This window comes from Actinomycetospora chiangmaiensis DSM 45062 (assembly GCF_000379625.1).
GTDB classification, from domain to species: Bacteria; Actinomycetota; Actinomycetes; order Mycobacteriales; family Pseudonocardiaceae; genus Actinomycetospora; species Actinomycetospora chiangmaiensis.
The window spans coordinates 155,010-169,892 of record NZ_KB903229.1; the positions used below are offsets into that span (position 1 = coordinate 155,010).

Consider the following 14,883-nt stretch of genomic DNA (forward strand, 5'->3'; position numbering starts at 1 on the left):
TCACGTTAGGACCGTCGGCGCTGGTGAGCGCGCCGAACGGGGTCATCCCCGCCCGAGGTACGGCATCGTCGTCGCCATGATCGTGAGGAACGGGACGTTCGCGTCGAGCGGCAGCCCGACCATGAAGCGGACCGCCTCGGCGACGTGCTCGGCGTCAAACGTCGGCTCGACCATCCGCTCGCCGTGCGGCTGCACGATCCCCTCGCGCATGCGCGCGGTCATGTCGGTGGCGGCGTTGCCGACGTCGAACTGGCCGCAGGCGATCCCGAAGGGCCGCCCGTCGAGCGCGATCGACCGGGTGATCCCGGTGATCGCGTGCTTCGTCGCGGTGTAGGCGATCCCGCCGGGCCGACCCACGTGCGCCGCGATCGAGCCGTTGTTGACGATCCGCCCGCCCTGCGGGTCCTGCGCCCGCATGATCGCGAACGCCTCCCGCGCGCAGAGGAACGAGCCGGTGAGGTTGACGCCCACCGTGGCGTGCCAGCCGTCGACGTCCACCTCGTCGGGCGTGCCGACCGGGCCCGTCATCCCGGCGTTGTTCACGAGCAGGTCGAGCCGCCCCCAGCGGTCGAGCACGGCCCGGAAGAGCGCCACCACGGCGTCGGCGTCGGCGACGTCGGTGGGGACGACCAGGGCGTGCTCCCGGCCCTCGACCGTCTCCTCGAGCGCCTCGGTGCGCCGGCCCGCGAGCGCCACCCGCCACCCGTCGTCGAGCAGGGCCCGCGTGATCACCCGCCCGAGCCCGGAGCCCGCTCCGGTGACGACGGCGATCCCGGGCTCGGTGTGGCTGACCATGGCGTCACCCTGGCACGGGGTCGCGAATATTCAATCCCGACGACGGGTCGCGCCCTAGCGTCCGCGCCATGCAGACCAGCGGCACCGTCGAGGTGACCCTCGTCGAGGCCGTCGACGTCACCCTCACCCCACCGGTCGGGACCGCCCTCCCGATCGGGGTCGCCCGGATGACCAAGACCTACGGCGGAGGCGTGACCGGACACTCGGCGACGGTCTTCACCTCGGCGTACGGCGGCGAGGTCGGGACCTACGTCGCGCTCGAGGCGTTCGAGGGGACGCTCGACGGCCGCGCCGGGACTGTTCGCCTACGTGCACTCCGCCTCGACCGGCGGCACCGACCGCGGCGACGCGTTCTTCCGCCTCGTCGCGGGCAGCGGGACCGGCGAGCTCACCGCCATCCGCGGGGGCGGGAGCCTCACGATCGACGAGGACGGCACGCACCGCGTGGTCTTCGACGACGAGCTCGACGGGCCCGTCGCCCGTTCGAGTGGCAGCGGCTGACGGGTCGCCGACGACTGCCTCGCGAAGCTCGCCCACTCCGGTGGCCCGACCGGCACCACCGTCCCGCGATGACCGCTCGGTGACGACGCTCCGCGCCGGTGACCACGGATGCCTCGGGCCGGCCGCGATCATGACCGGGCCGGACCCGTTCGGCGTGCGAAGGACGTAGCTCCGTACTCCCGACGGGGGAACTCGACCCCCACGATCGGCAGAACTCGCGGGAAGGGATCGCATCGCTGCGCCGCGGGGCTCGTTACGCCGGACAACATCCCCCACGGGTGCCGTCCGCCCGTGCCGCTCCCCGCCCCGCAGTGGAGGTCGACCGTGCCCCTGTCCGCGCGCTCCCGCGCCCTGACCATCGGCGTGCTCGCCGTGGCCGCCGCCTCGCCGGCCGTCGCGAACGCCGCGCCCGCGCCCGCGGCCGCCCCGGCCCCTGCGGCCGCGCAGCCTGCCGCCGCCCAGCCTGCTGCTGCTCAGCCTGCCGCCGCGCAGCCTGCTGCCGCGCAGCCGGCGGCCGCCCAGCCTGCCGCGGCCCAGCCCGCTGCTGCCCAGCCGGCGGCCGCGCAGCCCGCCGCCGCTCAGCCGGCGGCTGCTCAGCCTGCCGCGGCCCAGCCTGCCGCGGCCCAGCCGGCGGCTGCCCAGCCGGCCGCTGCCCAGCCGGCCGCCGCGCAGCCGGCCGCTGCCCAGCCGGCCGCCGCGCAGCCGGCCGCTGCCCAGCCCGCTGCTGCTCAGCCCGCCGCCCCGCAGTCGCCGGTCATGAGCGTCTTCAGCGCCGTCACCGGTGTCCCCGGTCCCGCCGCCACGCCGGCGCCGGCCGCGCAGCCCGCCGCGGCCCAGCCCGCCGCCGCGCAGCCCGCCGCCGCCCAGCCGGCGGCCGCCAAGCCCGCGGCCGCGCCGCAGGCCAAGCAGGCCACGAAGGCCGCGCAGACCGGCAAGCACCACGCCGCGGACGCCGCGGCCGCGCCGAAGAAGGCGGGCGACGCCGCCCAGGGCAAGCACGCCAAGCCGGACGCGAAGACGTCGAAGGCCGCCCTCAGCGGGATGCACCTCAACCTCTGACCGACCGCCACGACGACGAAGGCCGGCCCTCCCGCGCGGGGAGGACCGGCCTTCGTCGTCGCAGGGAGCGGTGGCTCAGCCCACCTGGTGGCCCGCCCGGTCGGCGTCGCGGGCGGCGACGTCGGCCGCGGAGCAGAACCCGCGCCCGTGCCGCTTCAGGCAGAGCAGCCCGAGCAGGACCCCGGCGGCGTCGACGACGGCGAGCCGCCGCTGCCCCCGCCCGGCCATGGCGAGGCGGGTCTCCTCCAGGTCGTCCTGCGGGGACGCGACCCGACCGGCGAGCGAGCCCACCGCCCGGGCCCGGGCCCCGTCGGGAACGCCCTCGAGATCGCCCCGCTCGACGACCGCGACGAGGACGCCGTCCTCGACGAGCAGGAGGGCGTGGACGTGCCCGTCGAGGAAGAACACGCGCGCCGCACCGACGGACACGTCGGGTCCGTGGACCTTCGGTGTCCGCAGGTGGGCGTCGCTGACGGTGCTCATGATCAGACCGGGGTGACCTCGACGCGGGTGTCGGAGAACGTCGGTGCGTTCCCCAGGTCCGCGAAGACGAACGGGTTGACGGCGTTCACCGTGGTGCCCTCCTTCGCGTTCTTCCCCCACGATCCCATGGGACAGACGACGACGCCGGGTGCGATCTCCTCGGAAATCCGCGCCAGCGCCACGAACCGCCCCCGGTCGTTCGAGACCGCCACGTAGTTGCCCTCGTCGATGCCGCGCGCCTCGGCGTCGGCCGGGTGGATCGTCACGGTCTGCTCGCCCTGGACCCGCTTCTGCATCGCCTGGTCGCCCGCGCTCGAGTTGATGTACGCGTGCGACTTCGGCGAGAGCAGGTTGAGCGGGTAGACCTCACTGCGCTCGCGCGGGGCGACGTAGTGCGGCAGCGGGTCGATCGGGTTGCCGGGCTGGTGGTCGTCGGAGAGCTGCCGGAACAGGTTCACGACGAAGTTGCCCATCGCCTCGAGCGCCGAGCTCCGGAACTCCGTCTTCCCCGACGGCGTGGGGAAGTTGCCGTCCGCGTGCGGGCGGTACTCGTCCGGGCCCGGCAGGTTGAGCCGCGCCCAGCCGGTCTCGCGCAGCGACTCGAGGGTGATCCCCTCCATCGCCGGGGCCGACCAGTCGTAGGCCTGCGCGAGGAGCTCCTCGTCGGAGAGCTGGAAGAAGTCGTCATCGAAGCCCATGGCCGCGGCGAGGCGCCGGAACAGCTCGGTGTTGGGCACCGACTCGCCCTCCGGCTCGACGGCCGGGGTGTTCAGCGTGACGTAGAAGTGGCCCCAGCTGAACATGATGTCGTGCTGCTCGAGCTGGGTGGTCGCGGGCAGCACGATGTCGGCGTAGCGCGCGGTGTCGGTCATGAAGTGGTCGCTGACCACCGTGAAGAGGTCCTCGCGCTCCAGACCCCGGGCGATCTTCTCCTGCTCGGGGGAGACGACCATCGGGTTGGAGTTGTAGACCATCACCGCTGTCACCGGGGTGTCGAGATCCAGCTCGCCCGTGAGGGCCCGCCCGAGCAGGAACTGGTTGATGACCCGGGTGCCCGGCGTGCGGTACTCGGGGTGGATGAACGCGGGCCAGTTGACCGGGTGCGCCCACAGCGGCAGCTGCAGCAGGCCGCCGCCGACGTGGCGCCAGGCCCCGACGAGGGCCGGGAGGCAGGCGATCGAGCGCACGGTCTGCCCGCCGCCGGCGTGCCGCTCGATGGCGACACCGATGCGGATCATCGACGGGTCGGTGGTCGCGTACTCGCGGGCGAGGGTGCGGATGTCCTCGACCGGGATGCCGGTCTCCTCCGACGCCCACTCCGGGGTGTACTGCTGCACGCGCTCGGCGAGCTCCTCGAAGCCCACCGTGTGCTCGCGGACGTACTCCTCGTCGTGCAGTCCCTCGGTGATGATCACGTGCATCATCGCCAGCGCGAGGGCGCCGTCGGTGCCGGGCCGGATCGGGATGTGCCAGTCGGCGCGCTGCGCGGTGCGGTGACGCATCGGGTCGATGCAGACGACCTTCGCGCCGCGCTTCTGCGCCTCGGCGATCACCGGCCACAGGTGCAGGTTGGTCGAGATCGTGTTCGACGCCCAGATGATGATGTACTTCGAGTGGACGATGCTCTCGGGGTCCACGCCCGCCGTCGCGCCGACGGTGGAGGCGTAGGCGGTGCAGGCGCCGGAGTCGCAGTAGGTGCGCTCGGTGACCGTGGCGCCGAGGCGGTGGAAGAACGCGTCGCCGGCGGACAGGCCGTTGAGGATGCCCTGCGTGCCGAGGTAGCTGACCGGCATGACCGTCTCGGCGCCGTGCTCGGCGATCTTCGCCCTGAACGTGGAGGCGATGGTCTCCAGCGCCTCGTCCCAGGAGATCCGCTCGAAGCGGCCGAGCCCCTTCGGCCCGACCCGCTTCATCGGGTACAGCAGGCGGTCCGGGCTGTAGGTCTTGTCCGGGTAGTTGTTGACCTTGACGCAGAGTCCGCCCCGGGTGATCGGGTGGTCGGGGTCGCCCGCGACGTTGGTCGCGCGCCCCTCCTCGACGGTCACCAGCATCGCGCAGGTGTCCGGGCAGTCGTGCGGGCAGGCGGCGCGGACCGTGGTGGTGGTCGGCGTCAGGGTCAGGTCGTCCAGAGCGGTCACGAAGCTCCTCCTGGTGCGTGGTGGTGGCGGAGTCGTCATCGACGTCGGAGCGGATGCTCGCCCCGGGCGAGGGGAGCGGGCTTGTCGTTCCGTGCCAGACCACGGCGGGCGCCGGAGTCGCTACCTGACGGAAACACGAGCAGCCTTGCGGCCAGGTGACGGCCGCCCTAGCGTCGGACGACCACCACCGGAAGCCACCCTGCCGATGACACGAGCCATGCACCCCGTCGGGCCCTTCGTCGAGCCCGGGACCGCGTGCGCCGCCGACCGGGCGGAGGGCCTCGGACGGTGGAACGACCTGCTGCGCGAGCACTTCGTGTCCCTCCACGTGGACGACACCGTGGACGCGGACCGGGGCTTCGTCTCGACGGTGCGGAGCACGCTCGTCGGGCACCTCTCCGCGGCGGTGGTCAGCTCGATGCGCCAGAGCGCCCGGCGCACCGAGCGCCTCGTGCGGGCCGATCCGCGGACCTACCTGCAGGTCGGGATGGTGACGCGCGGTCGGGCCGTGCTCGAGCAGGACGGTCGAGAGGCGGTCCTGACGCCGGGTCGCTACGCCGTCTACGAGACCGACCGGCCCTTCGCATGGCACTTCGACGGTCCCTGGACGCTGAACGTGCTGACCTGGCCCCGGGAACTCGTCCCCCTCGGCGTCGACGTCACGCGGGCGGCCACCGCCCGCACCCTCGGCGAGGACCGGCTCGGCGCGATCGTCGGGCACGCCCTCGCGGAGACCGCCACGTCCCCGCCCGACCTGGGTGATCCCGCGGGCGGTCGGCTTGCGGGCCAGCTCGCGGCCCTGCTCGGGACCGCGGTGGGGGAGTCGCTGCGCCGCGACGAGGTGCTCTCCCCGGGGAGTGCGGAGGACCTGCGGGCGCGCGTCGACGACTACGTCTCCGAGCACCTCGACGATCCCGAGCTCGGGCCCGAGGACGTCGCCCGCGCCCACTTCATCTCGGTCCGGGCCCTGCACCGGGTGTTCGCGGACAGCGACCTCTCGGTGGGGGCGCTCATCCGGCTGCGGCGCCTCCAGCACGCCCGGCGCCGCCTGCTCGACCCGCGCGACGCCGCCCTGAGCCTCACCGAGATCGCCCACGCCTGCGGCTTCGCCGACCTGGCGTCGTTCAGCCGCCGCTTCAAGCAGGAGTTCCACGAGGCGCCGGCCGCCTATCGTCGCCGCGGCGGCTTCACGATGCGGGGCTGAACCCGTCCCGACCGGGGGCGCAGGAACTTCCCACCCGTGGACTGATGTGATCGAGTGTGGCGTGGGTAACCATCCACCGCGACCATCGACGGCCGACCCCGCGGAGCGCCCACCGGGTTTCCCGGACGCTCGCGACCACCGGCCCCGACGGCGAGCTCCGGAACGGACCTGGACGCGGCGGGGGTGTGGGCGATGGCGGTGGATGTCGGGTCCGAGGCGGTCACGAGGGCCGACGGGGCCGGTGAGGTGATCGTGCTCGGTGCGGCCCGCACCGCGCCCGAGCGGGATCTCGTCGGTGAGTGGGCGGCGGAGCACCACCCCGGCGCCCCGGTCTGCCTCACCCAGGACGACCTCGACCGCGCCTTGGCGGCCGCGACGCCGACGACGACGGTGGTGCCCGTCCGCGTCACGTGGCTGCCGCCGACCCGCGCCGCCCAGTGGGCGGACGGCACCGGGGCGCCGCCGCAGCGGCCGAAGCCGGCCGACCTGCTCGCCCTCGTCGGTCACCGTCGGCCGCCCGCCTTCTGGCAGCGCCGGCTCGCCCGTGCCGTCCCGGAGCGGGTCCGCGTGGTGGAGGGCGAGCCCGCGACCCTCGCCGACCTCGTCCGCCGCCACGACGCCCAGGCCCGCGAGGAACCGCTGGCCGCCTACGTGCACCGGGCGGGCGTCCTGTCCTGCGAGCGGGCCGAGCGGGCCGTGATCGGTGACCACTACACGGTGCCGCGGCTGGTGGTGGAGCAGATCGTCGCGTCGACCGCGGTGCGGGAGAAGGTGCGCGGGCTCGCCGAGAAGGAGGGACGCCCCTTCGACGAGGTGCTCGACGAGATGCGCGCCCGCCTCGCCGACCTCGCGGCCGTGCAGAACCCGCTGTCGATCGACGCCTTCCGCACCCTCCTGGCCCCGATGCACGCCTCGGCGTGGGAGGTCGACGTCGACGCCGAGACCGTCGAGCCCTTGCGGGAGCTCAGCCGCACCGCGCCGCTGGTCTTCCTCCCGACCCACCGCTCCTACGCCGACCCGCTCGTCCTCGGCGAGGTGCTGCGCGAGGAGGGGCTGCCCCGCAACACGGTGCTCGGCGGCAACAACATGTCGTTCTGGCCGATCGGGCCGCTCGGCAAGCGCGCGGGCGTGGTGTTCATCCGGCGCTCGAGCGGCGACGACATGGTCTACCGGCTCGCACTGCGCGAGTACATCGCGCACCTCGTGGCGAAGCGCTTCAACCTCGAGTGGTACATCGAGGGCGGCCGGTCGCGGACCGGGAAGCTGCGCCGGCCCAGCCTGGGGCTGCTCTCCTACCTCGTCGGGGCGCTCGACGACGGCCGCGTCCCGGACGTGCAGCTCGTCCCGACGTCGATGGTCTACGACCGGCTCTACGAGCTCGACGCGATGGCCGCCGAGCAGGGCGGGCAGGGCAAGTCCGCCGAGGGCCTCGGGTGGCTCGCGCGCTACGTACGCGGCCAGCGGCACAACCACGGCAACGCCCGGGTGCGCTTCGGCGCACCGTTCTCCCTCGCGGACGCCCTCGCCGAGGCCGGCGACGGACCGAACCGGCTGGACAAGCTCGCCTTCACGATCTGCGACGGCATCAACCGCGCGACGCCGGCCACCCCGACCGCCCTGGTCACGTTCGCGCTGCTCGGGACGGGTGGCCGGGCGCTGACCCACGACCAGATCCGGGTGTCCACCGGGCCGCTGCTCGACCACCTCGACGCCCTCGGCCGTCCGGGGCCCCGCGAGGGCCTGCACGACGACGGGCTCTCCCGCACCCTGCAGCGGCTGGTCACCGGGCAGGTGGTCGAGCGCTACGACGGCGGGGACGAGCCGGTCTGGTCGATCCGCGACGGCCGCCACCGGGTCGCCGCGTTCTACCGCAACGGCGCGATCCACCACTTCGTCGACCGCGCGATCGTGGAGATGGCCCTGCTCGCGGCGTCCCGTGCGCCCGCGGGCTCCGACCCGGTCGAGGTGGCGTGGGCGGACGCCCTCGCCCTGCGCGACCTGCTGAAGTTCGAGTTCTTCTTCCCCTCCAGACGACGGTTCTCCGAGGCGATCACCGCGGAGACCGACCTGATCGACGCCCGGTGGCGCGAGCTGGTGGCGGACGGCGGTGCGACGGCCCTGCTCGACCGCGCCCGGTTCCTCGTCGCGCCCCGGACCCTCCGCTCGTTCGTCGACGCGCAGTGGGTCGTGGCCACCAAGCTCGCCGGCGCGGATCCGACGGCCGAGGTCGACCCGAAGGCGTTCCCGACGGAGTGCCTGGGGCTGGGCCGCCAGATGCTGCGGCAGGGCCGGGTCGCGCGGCCGGACTCGGTGTCGACGGAGCTCTACGCGTCCGCGCTCGACCTCGCGCGCAACCGCGGCGTGGTCGGCGAGGGAGCGACCCGCGAGGGGCGGGCGGCCTTCCTCGCCGAGATCGACGACGTGCGGGACCGGCTCGTGGAGCTGGCCCGGCTCGAGGAACGACGGACCGAGGAGCTGCTGGCATGACCGTCGCCGTGGTCGGACCCGAGGCCGGACCCGAGGGCGCCCTGGCCGCCCGGATCGACGCCGCCCCCGCCGGCGAGGTGGTCACCGCGTTCGTCGTGGTGGACGGCGGCCTGCTCGCGGGCAACCCGCTGGCCCCGTTCGCGGCGCCGGACTCGCTGTGGGGCCGCCTCGTGGCGGACGTCCGCTCGGGGCTGGCCGGACCCGCCGTCGTGACTCCCGCGGACGTCACGCACGTGGTGCGCGCCCGCCGCGGCCGCCCGGTCGCGGAGGTGGCCGACGAGTGCGCCGCGACCTTCCGGGACACCACCGCCGCGTGGCTGCACCCCGAGGTGTGGCGGCTGGCCGTCCGGCACCTCGGGCGCGGTCACCGCGTGGTGCTCGTGTCCGCAGCGACCCCGCTCGACGTGGCCCCGCTCGCCGAGGCGCTCGGCGCCGACGACGTGGTGGCGACGCGGCTGTCGGTGGCGGGCACGGGGGAGGACGCGGTCGTCGCCGGGCTGGGCTCCCCGGTGTGCGCCGGCCCCGACGCCGCCGCCGCGGTGGTGGGGTGGGCCGACGACCACGAGGTCGACCTCGGGCAGGCGTTCGTCTACGCCCCGGCCGCGGACCGCCCGGTGCTGGACCTGGCGGCGCACCCCACCGTGGTCGGGGAGCCCGACGGGGTCCACCCGGCGCTCCCGGTCGCCCCCCGCGGGGCCGTGCCCCCGGTCGAGGCCATCGGCGGCACCGTCGGCTTCTACGGCGGGTTCCTGACGGCGACCGCGGCCGCCCTGGGCTCCGGGCTCCTGCGGCTCTCGCGCCACCACGCGATCAACCTCGCGGGCTCGCTCGGCTCGGAGCTGGCCCTCGGCATCGCCGGGGTCGACGTCGAGGTCGACGGCGCCGAACACCTGTGGTCGGACCGGCCCGCCGTGTTCGTGTTCAACCACCAGAGCGCCCTGGACCCCATCGTCGCCATGACGATGCTGCGGCACGACTTCACCGGCGTCGCGAAGGCCGAGGCGCGGTCGATGCCCCTGTTCGGGCAGCTGTTCATGTTGGCCGACGTCGCCTTCGTCGAACGCGGCAACACGACGCAGGCCCGCGAGGCCCTCGAACCCGCCGTCGAGAAGGTCCGGCGGGGGATGTCGCTGCTGATGGCACCCGAGGGGACGCGCTCGCCGACGCCCCGGCCGGGCCGGTTCAAGAAGGGCGCCTTCCACATCGCGATGCAGGCGGGCGTGCCGATGGTGCCGATCGTGCTGGAGAACGCGGGCGAGCTGATGTGGCGGCACGACGTGACCGTCCGGCCCGGCACGGTGCGCGCCACCGTCCTGCCCCCGATCGACACCGGCGCGTGGAGCGTCGAGACTCTCGACGAGCACGTCGCGCACGTCCGCGGCCTGTTCCTGGCGACGCTCGGGCTGGGGGAGAAGCAGTGACCGACACGGGGTTGGCCTGGGCGGACGCCGACGAGATGTCGGCGTTCGAGACGATGATGTGGCGCGCGGAGGCCGACCCGGCGCTGCGGTCCACCATGGTGGCCGTCGCCGAACTCGACGCGACTCCGGACTGGCCGCGCCTGGTCGCCGCGCACGACTGGGCGACCCGCATGGTGCCCCGGTTCCGCAAGCGCGTCGTCGAGCCGCCGCTCGGGCTGGGGACGCCGGTGTGGGCCCCGGACCCGAACTTCGACCTGGACCGCCACGTGCGTCGGGTGTCGGTGCCGTCGGGCGGTGGCTGGTCGGACGTCCTCGCGATCGCCGAGCACCTCGCGCTCACCCCGTTCGACCGGGAACGGCCCCCGTGGGAGGGGGTGCTCGTCGAGGGCCTGCCCGACGGGCGGGCCGCCTACCTGCTCAAGCTGCACCACGCGACCACCGACGGACTCGGCGGCGTGCAGCTGTTCAACGGCCTGCTCAACCGGTCGCGGGAGACCGACCCCGGCAAGCCCCAGCCCGAGCCGCCGACCGAGGACGGCCCCGGTCCCTGGACCGCGCTCGGCCGCCAGGTGCGCCACGACGCGGAGGCGCTCGCATCCGTGCCGGTCCACATGGTGCGGGCCGCAGGGGCGGCATTGCGGGACCCGATCGCGAAGGCCCGGGAGGCGGTCGCGTTCGGGCTGTCGGCGATCCGGGTCGTCGGCGACCCGGGGGCCACGCCGTCCCCGCTGCTCGCGACCCGGGGGCCCGACTGGCGCTTCATCGCGATGGAACTGCCGTTCGCGCCCTTCCGGGCGGCGGCGAAGGCCTGCGGCGGCAGCGTGAACGACGCCTACCTCGCCGCCCTGCTCGGCGCGTTCCGGCTCTACCACGAGGCGCTGGGCAGCCCGACCGACACGATCCGGATGTCCATCCCCGTCTCGCTGCGCGCGGACGCCGACGCGGCCGGCGGCAACCGGATCGCCTCGCTGCGGCTGGCCGGGGCCATCGCCGAGAAGGACCCCGCCGTGCGCATGGCGACGATCGCCGCCGACGTGGCCCGGGGCCGGGCCGAGCCCGCGGCCGACGACATCGGGCTGGTGTCACCGCTGCTCGCCCGTCTGCCCGGCAGCGTCATGGCGGCGGTCGCGGGCGGCGTGACCAAGGGCAACGACCTGCAGGCCTCCAACGTGCCCGGCATCCGCGAGGACGTGTTCCTCGCCGGGGCGAAGGTGGACCGGATGTTCCCCTACGCGCCCCGTCCGGGCTGCGCCGCGATGATCACGATGCTGACGCACGGCGACACCTGCTGCCTCGGCGCCAACGTCGACCCGGCCGCGATCACCGACCGCGAGCTGTTCGGCCGGTGCCTGGTGGAGGGCTTCGTCGAGGTGCTCGCCCTGGGACCGGACGGTCCCCCGGAGCCGGTGCTCCGCAGCTGAGCCGCTCAGCCCGCGCGCAGCCCGCGGAGCCGGTCGAGCAGGGAGGGCCGACGGTCCGCGGGGTCGGCCTCCCCGGTCGCGGCGGCGCACTCGGGGCAGCGGGCGGCCGGCGGGCTGGCCAGCGAGGACGCCCAGACCGTCCGGGTGCAGGCCGCGCGGTGGGCGCCGGAGACCGGGTCGTGGTGCAGCACCGCGTGGTCGCGGCCGTCGACGGCGCAGGTGAGCCAGTGCGCGCGACCGTGCAGCGCGCCGTGGTCGACGGGAGCGGCCATCACGCGCCCTCGAGGAGGTCGTCGAACCGGCCCGCGCGGACGTCGGAGAGGAACGCGCCGAGGTCGGCGCGGGTGAGCAGCAGCGCCGCGTCGTCCGGGTACCGGGAGTTGCGGACGGCGACCCGCCCGGCGACGGCGGCCAGCTCCACGCAGTTGCCCTGCTTGCCGCTGTGCCGGCTGCGGCGCCAGGCCGCGCCGGCGAGGAGCGAGGCCGTGGTGTGCATCGGTCGTCCCGTCCGCCGTCGTTGAATCCCGGACGACGGTAGCACCCGCGCGAGCCGTCTGCATGTGCAGAAGCTCCCGTCGCGTGCCGGAGGCGTCAGCCCCGGTCCGCCCGCAGCTTCGCGAGCAGCGCCCGGCTCTCCTCGGGGCTCAGCGCGTCGATGGTCAGCTCGTCCATCTGCCGCGAGTACTCCTCGACCTCGGCCCGGCGGTCGAGGTAGAGCGCGCCCGTGAGTCCCTCGATGTAGGTGATGTCGGGGACGTCGGACGCGGCGAAGCGCAGCATGGTGAAGGCGGTCTCGCTGCCGTAGCCCGACAGGTCCGAGGGCAGCACCTGCAGCGTGACGTTCGGGCGCCGCGACATCTCCGCGAGGTGGTCGAGCTGGGCCGCCAGCACCGCGTGCCCGCCGATCGGCCGGTGCAGGACCGCCTCCTCGACGACCGCCCACAGCCGCGGGGCGTCGGGACGGTCGAGGACCCGCTGCCGCTTCATCCGGACCTCGACGCGCTCGCGCTCGGTCGGCGTGGCCCGCTCGGGGTGGCCGCGCGTGACGATGGCGAGGGCGTAGTCGGCGGTCTGCAGCAGCCCGGGCACGAACAGCAGCTCGTAGGTCTGGATGCGCACCGCCGCGGCCTCGAGGCCCACGTACTCGGAGAACCAGTCCGGCACGGCCTCACCGGGCCGCTGCCACCAGCCCGGCTCGTTGGCCTGCGTCGCGAGCTCGAGCAGCCGGGCGCGCCGTTCGGTCTCGCCCTCGCCGTAGAGGGTCAGCAGGTCGTGGACGTCACGGTGCTTGAAGCCGACCTTGCCCGACTCCATCCGGCTGATCTTCGACTCGCTGCCGCGGATGTGGTAGCCGGCCGCGCCGCGCGTGACGCCCGCGTCCTCCCGGAGCCGCTTGAGCTGGGCGCCGACGATGATCCGTCGTGCGGTGGGGCCGGGATCGTCCGGTCCGCCGAAGCCGTCGGGTCCCTCGGCAGCGTTCTCGGCCACGCCGGTGTCCTCCGGTGTCGGTGACTCCTCGAACGCAGGAGACTACAGGCCGACGGGGGATTTCCGAACGTGTCGCGGCCGACCGGGCCGGGCATGCCCGCCCGGGTCGGCAGGTGCGGGAGGGTCATGACGGCGGGGTGGGCCGCGATGCTCGCCCCCGGGCGCCGCGGGGCGGTCGGGGTGCTCTGCGGCGGCGTGCTGCTGTTCGCGATCGACACCTACGTGACGGCGAGCCTCCTGCCGTCCGCGATCGCCGAGATCGGCGGTGAGCGCTTCTACTCCTGGGTGGTCACGGTCTACCTGCTCCCGGCGACGGTGGCGTCCGCGCTCACCGGCCGCGCCCTCGCGGTCTGGTCGGACCGCCGGGCCTACGTGCTGGCCGCCGGCACCTTCGCGCTGGGCACAGCGATCGACGCCGTCGCACCGTCGATGGCGGTGCTGCTCGTCGGACGGGCGGTGCAGGGCGCGGGCGGTGGCCTGCTGGCGGGCCTGGCCTACGCCCTCCTGCGCACCGCGCTGCCCCGCGAACTGTGGACCCGCGGTAGCGCGGCGATCTCGGCGATGTGGGGGGTCGGGCTGCTCGTCGGTCCGCTGCTCGGAGGGGTGTTCGCCGAGGCGGGGCTGTGGCGGGGTGCCTTCGTGACGATGGTCGGGGTCAGCCTGCTCGTCGTCCTCGCGGTGCCGGCGGGCCTGCGTCGCGTCGCACCGCGCCCGCCCTCGGCGCGCACGCCCTTCCCGGTCGCCTCGGTCCTGCTCGTCGCCCTGGTGGTCCGCGAACGCCGACCAGGCGCCGTCCGCGTGCTCCCCCTGGCCACCTTCACCCGCCGCGGCCCGCTGGCGGCGGTCTACCTGACGGCGGCGGTGCTGATCGGGGTCTCGGCGGTGGAGGCCTTCGTGCCCCTGTTCGGGCAGTGGCTGGGCGGTCTCACGCCCGTCGGAGCCGGCTTCCTCGGCGTCGCGCTGGCCTGCGGCTGGGTGGTCGGCGAGATGACGAGCGCGTCGGTGGGCCGGGGCCGGTCCGCCGTCGGGATCGGGCCGCTGCTCGGCGTGGCCGGGTTCGCGCTGCTCACCGTGACCCAGCGCCCCGGAGCGGTCGGCTGGTGGGCCGCCGGGCTCGTCCTGGCCGGGCTCGGCGTCGGAGTCGCGTGGCCCCACCTCGCGGCCGGGGCGATGGCCGGCGGCTCGACGGATCCCGAGGCCGGCGGCTCCACGGAGCCCGAGGCCGGCGGCCCCACGGAGCCCGAGGGCGACGACGGCGAGGGCGACCGGGCGTCCGCGGCCATCACCATGATCCAGATGCTCGCGGTGGCGCTCGGGGCCGCCTTCGCCGGTGTCGCGGTCGCGCTGGGCGGTGACGACACCGCCACGTCGGCGGTCTACCTCTACGCCGGGATGGGGGTGGTCGCCGTGCTCGGGGCGCTCACCGCGCTCCGCGCGCGGGAGGCGGCCTAGAAGTCGCCGTCGGCGACCTGCAGCACGGTCAGTCCGAGCGCCCGCCACATCCCGACCACCCGGTCGCGGTCGTCGAGCACCAGCCGCACCGCGTACCGGCCGGCGACGTCCCGCTCGTAGAGCTCGCGCTTCACGACGTCGTCGGGCCGCGTGTCGCCCACCGCGCGCAGCGACAGCTCCGGCCACTCCCGCCCGCCCAGCACGTGCGCGTGCAGCCACCACTCCGTCGGCACCCGCGCGGCCTCGGTCCGGCCGGAGAGGAACACGACGTGCGGGGTCGAGCGGCGCAGGTCGTCGAGCACCCGGATCACGGGGACGTTCGGGCGGTCCTCCCCGGCCCGCAGCTCGCCGTGCGGGCCGGGGAAGGGGGAGCGGTCCGCGCGCAGGGCGACGGTGCCGTCGACGTCGCAGAGCAGCACCTCCTCCATGGTGCG

14 protein-coding genes and 1 pseudogene are annotated in these 14,883 nt (G+C 74.9%); 8 read left to right on the forward strand and 7 right to left on the reverse strand.

Features of this window, described 5'->3' with window-relative positions; all coding sequences use genetic code 11:
- Positions 1-42: 42 nt before the first annotated feature.
- Positions 43-795 carry an SDR family oxidoreductase gene (locus A3CO_RS0114135; protein ID WP_018332900.1) on the reverse strand — a complete coding sequence of 251 codons (753 nt, stop codon included), beginning with the start codon at positions 793-795 and terminating at the stop codon, positions 43-45.
- Positions 796-863: 68 nt separating this feature from the next.
- Between A3CO_RS0114135 and A3CO_RS40380 the strand changes: the two are divergent.
- The 3 genes and pseudogenes from A3CO_RS40380 to A3CO_RS32185 all read left to right on the forward strand — a co-directional run.
- Positions 864-1,070: pseudogene (locus tag A3CO_RS40380) on the forward strand (DUF3224 domain-containing protein); the annotation flags it as partial.
- 22 nt (positions 1,071-1,092) lie between these two features.
- Positions 1,093-1,296 (forward strand): DUF3224 domain-containing protein, encoded by a 204-nt coding sequence (locus A3CO_RS40025; protein WP_281167689.1) that lies wholly within the window; start codon positions 1,093-1,095, stop codon positions 1,294-1,296.
- Between the two features lie 324 nt (positions 1,297-1,620).
- Positions 1,621-2,355, forward strand: coding sequence for a hypothetical protein (locus tag A3CO_RS32185; protein WP_157647558.1), 735 nt, complete (start codon positions 1,621-1,623; stop codon positions 2,353-2,355).
- Between the two features lie 75 nt (positions 2,356-2,430).
- On the opposite strand, the gene A3CO_RS0114150 is transcribed toward A3CO_RS32185, so the two are convergent.
- Both A3CO_RS0114150 and A3CO_RS0114155 read right to left on the reverse strand, forming a co-directional pair.
- The gene (locus tag A3CO_RS0114150; protein ID WP_018332902.1) at positions 2,431-2,838 is read right to left on the reverse strand and encodes a CBS domain-containing protein; all 408 of its coding nucleotides are present in this window, start codon (positions 2,836-2,838) and stop codon (positions 2,431-2,433) included.
- 2 nt (positions 2,839-2,840) lie between these two features.
- Complete coding sequence (locus A3CO_RS0114155) at positions 2,841-4,976, reverse strand: molybdopterin-containing oxidoreductase family protein (protein ID WP_018332903.1); 2,136 nt, start codon at positions 4,974-4,976, stop codon at positions 2,841-2,843.
- A gap of 205 nt (positions 4,977-5,181) precedes the next feature.
- Here A3CO_RS0114155 and A3CO_RS32190 point away from each other — a divergent pair, with 205 nt between their 5' ends.
- The 4 genes from A3CO_RS32190 to A3CO_RS0114175 all read left to right on the forward strand — a co-directional run bounded on the left by A3CO_RS32190 (position 5,182) and on the right by A3CO_RS0114175 (position 11,509).
- A complete protein-coding gene (locus A3CO_RS32190; protein ID WP_084681865.1) occupies positions 5,182-6,180 on the forward strand; it encodes a helix-turn-helix domain-containing protein in 999 nt (332 codons plus the stop codon).
- A 192-nt stretch (positions 6,181-6,372) separates the two neighbouring features.
- Positions 6,373-8,667: a glycerol-3-phosphate 1-O-acyltransferase gene (locus A3CO_RS0114165; protein ID WP_018332905.1), complete on the forward strand. Its 2,295-nt coding sequence runs from the start codon at positions 6,373-6,375 to the stop codon at positions 8,665-8,667.
- Complete coding sequence (locus A3CO_RS32195; RefSeq protein WP_018332906.1) at positions 8,664-10,088, forward strand: 1-acylglycerol-3-phosphate O-acyltransferase; 1,425 nt, start codon at positions 8,664-8,666, stop codon at positions 10,086-10,088. The genes A3CO_RS0114165 and A3CO_RS32195 overlap by 4 nt, the downstream gene beginning before the upstream one ends.
- Entirely contained in the window at positions 10,085-11,509 is a 1,425-nt protein-coding gene (locus A3CO_RS0114175; protein ID WP_018332907.1) for a wax ester/triacylglycerol synthase family O-acyltransferase, read from the forward strand. The genes A3CO_RS32195 and A3CO_RS0114175 overlap by 4 nt, the downstream gene beginning before the upstream one ends.
- Positions 11,510-11,514: 5 nt before the next feature.
- Here the strand turns inward: A3CO_RS0114175 and A3CO_RS0114180 are convergent, their stop codons facing one another.
- The 3 genes from A3CO_RS0114180 to A3CO_RS0114190 form a co-directional block, all read right to left on the reverse strand.
- Positions 11,515-11,781, reverse strand: coding sequence for a hypothetical protein (locus A3CO_RS0114180; RefSeq protein WP_018332908.1), 267 nt, complete (start codon positions 11,779-11,781; stop codon positions 11,515-11,517).
- Positions 11,781-12,005, reverse strand: coding sequence for a DUF397 domain-containing protein (locus A3CO_RS0114185; RefSeq protein ID WP_018332909.1), 225 nt, complete (start codon positions 12,003-12,005; stop codon positions 11,781-11,783). The genes A3CO_RS0114180 and A3CO_RS0114185 overlap by 1 nt, the downstream gene beginning before the upstream one ends.
- Before the next feature lie 95 nt (positions 12,006-12,100).
- Positions 12,101-12,997: a helix-turn-helix domain-containing protein gene (locus A3CO_RS0114190; protein WP_018332910.1), complete on the reverse strand. Its 897-nt coding sequence runs from the start codon at positions 12,995-12,997 to the stop codon at positions 12,101-12,103.
- Positions 12,998-13,123: 126 nt separating this feature from the next.
- Here A3CO_RS0114190 and A3CO_RS0114195 point away from each other — a divergent pair, with 126 nt between their 5' ends.
- The gene (locus tag A3CO_RS0114195; protein ID WP_018332911.1) at positions 13,124-14,449 is read left to right on the forward strand and encodes an MFS transporter; all 1,326 of its coding nucleotides are present in this window, start codon (positions 13,124-13,126) and stop codon (positions 14,447-14,449) included.
- On the opposite strand, the gene A3CO_RS32200 is transcribed toward A3CO_RS0114195, so the two are convergent.
- Positions 14,446-14,877, reverse strand: coding sequence for a phosphatase domain-containing protein (locus tag A3CO_RS32200; RefSeq protein ID WP_018332912.1), 432 nt, complete (start codon positions 14,875-14,877; stop codon positions 14,446-14,448). The two genes, A3CO_RS0114195 and A3CO_RS32200, sit on opposite strands and share 4 nt — an antisense overlap.
- Positions 14,878-14,883: the final 6 nt, after the last annotated feature.

What these genes read in the sequence shown, in the direction of transcription:
- A3CO_RS0114135 (WP_018332900.1), bottom strand. Translation starts at nt 795, where the DNA reads ATGGTCAGCCACACCGAGCCCGGGATCGCCGTCGTCACCGGAGCGGGC.
- A3CO_RS0114150 (WP_018332902.1), bottom strand. Translation starts at nt 2,838, where the DNA reads ATGAGCACCGTCAGCGACGCCCACCTGCGGACACCGAAGGTCCACGGA.
- A3CO_RS32190 (WP_084681865.1), top strand. Translation starts at nt 5,182, where the DNA reads ATGACACGAGCCATGCACCCCGTCGGGCCCTTCGTCGAGCCCGGGACC.
- A3CO_RS0114165 (WP_018332905.1), top strand. Translation starts at nt 6,373, where the DNA reads ATGGCGGTGGATGTCGGGTCCGAGGCGGTCACGAGGGCCGACGGGGCC.
- A3CO_RS32195 (WP_018332906.1), top strand. Translation starts at nt 8,664, where the DNA reads ATGACCGTCGCCGTGGTCGGACCCGAGGCCGGACCCGAGGGCGCCCTG.
- A3CO_RS0114180 (WP_018332908.1), bottom strand. Translation starts at nt 11,781, where the DNA reads ATGGCCGCTCCCGTCGACCACGGCGCGCTGCACGGTCGCGCGCACTGG.
- A3CO_RS0114185 (WP_018332909.1), bottom strand. Translation starts at nt 12,005, where the DNA reads ATGCACACCACGGCCTCGCTCCTCGCCGGCGCGGCCTGGCGCCGCAGC.
- A3CO_RS0114195 (WP_018332911.1), top strand. Translation starts at nt 13,124, where the DNA reads ATGACGGCGGGGTGGGCCGCGATGCTCGCCCCCGGGCGCCGCGGGGCG.
- A3CO_RS32200 (WP_018332912.1), bottom strand. Translation starts at nt 14,877, where the DNA reads ATGGAGGAGGTGCTGCTCTGCGACGTCGACGGCACCGTCGCCCTGCGC.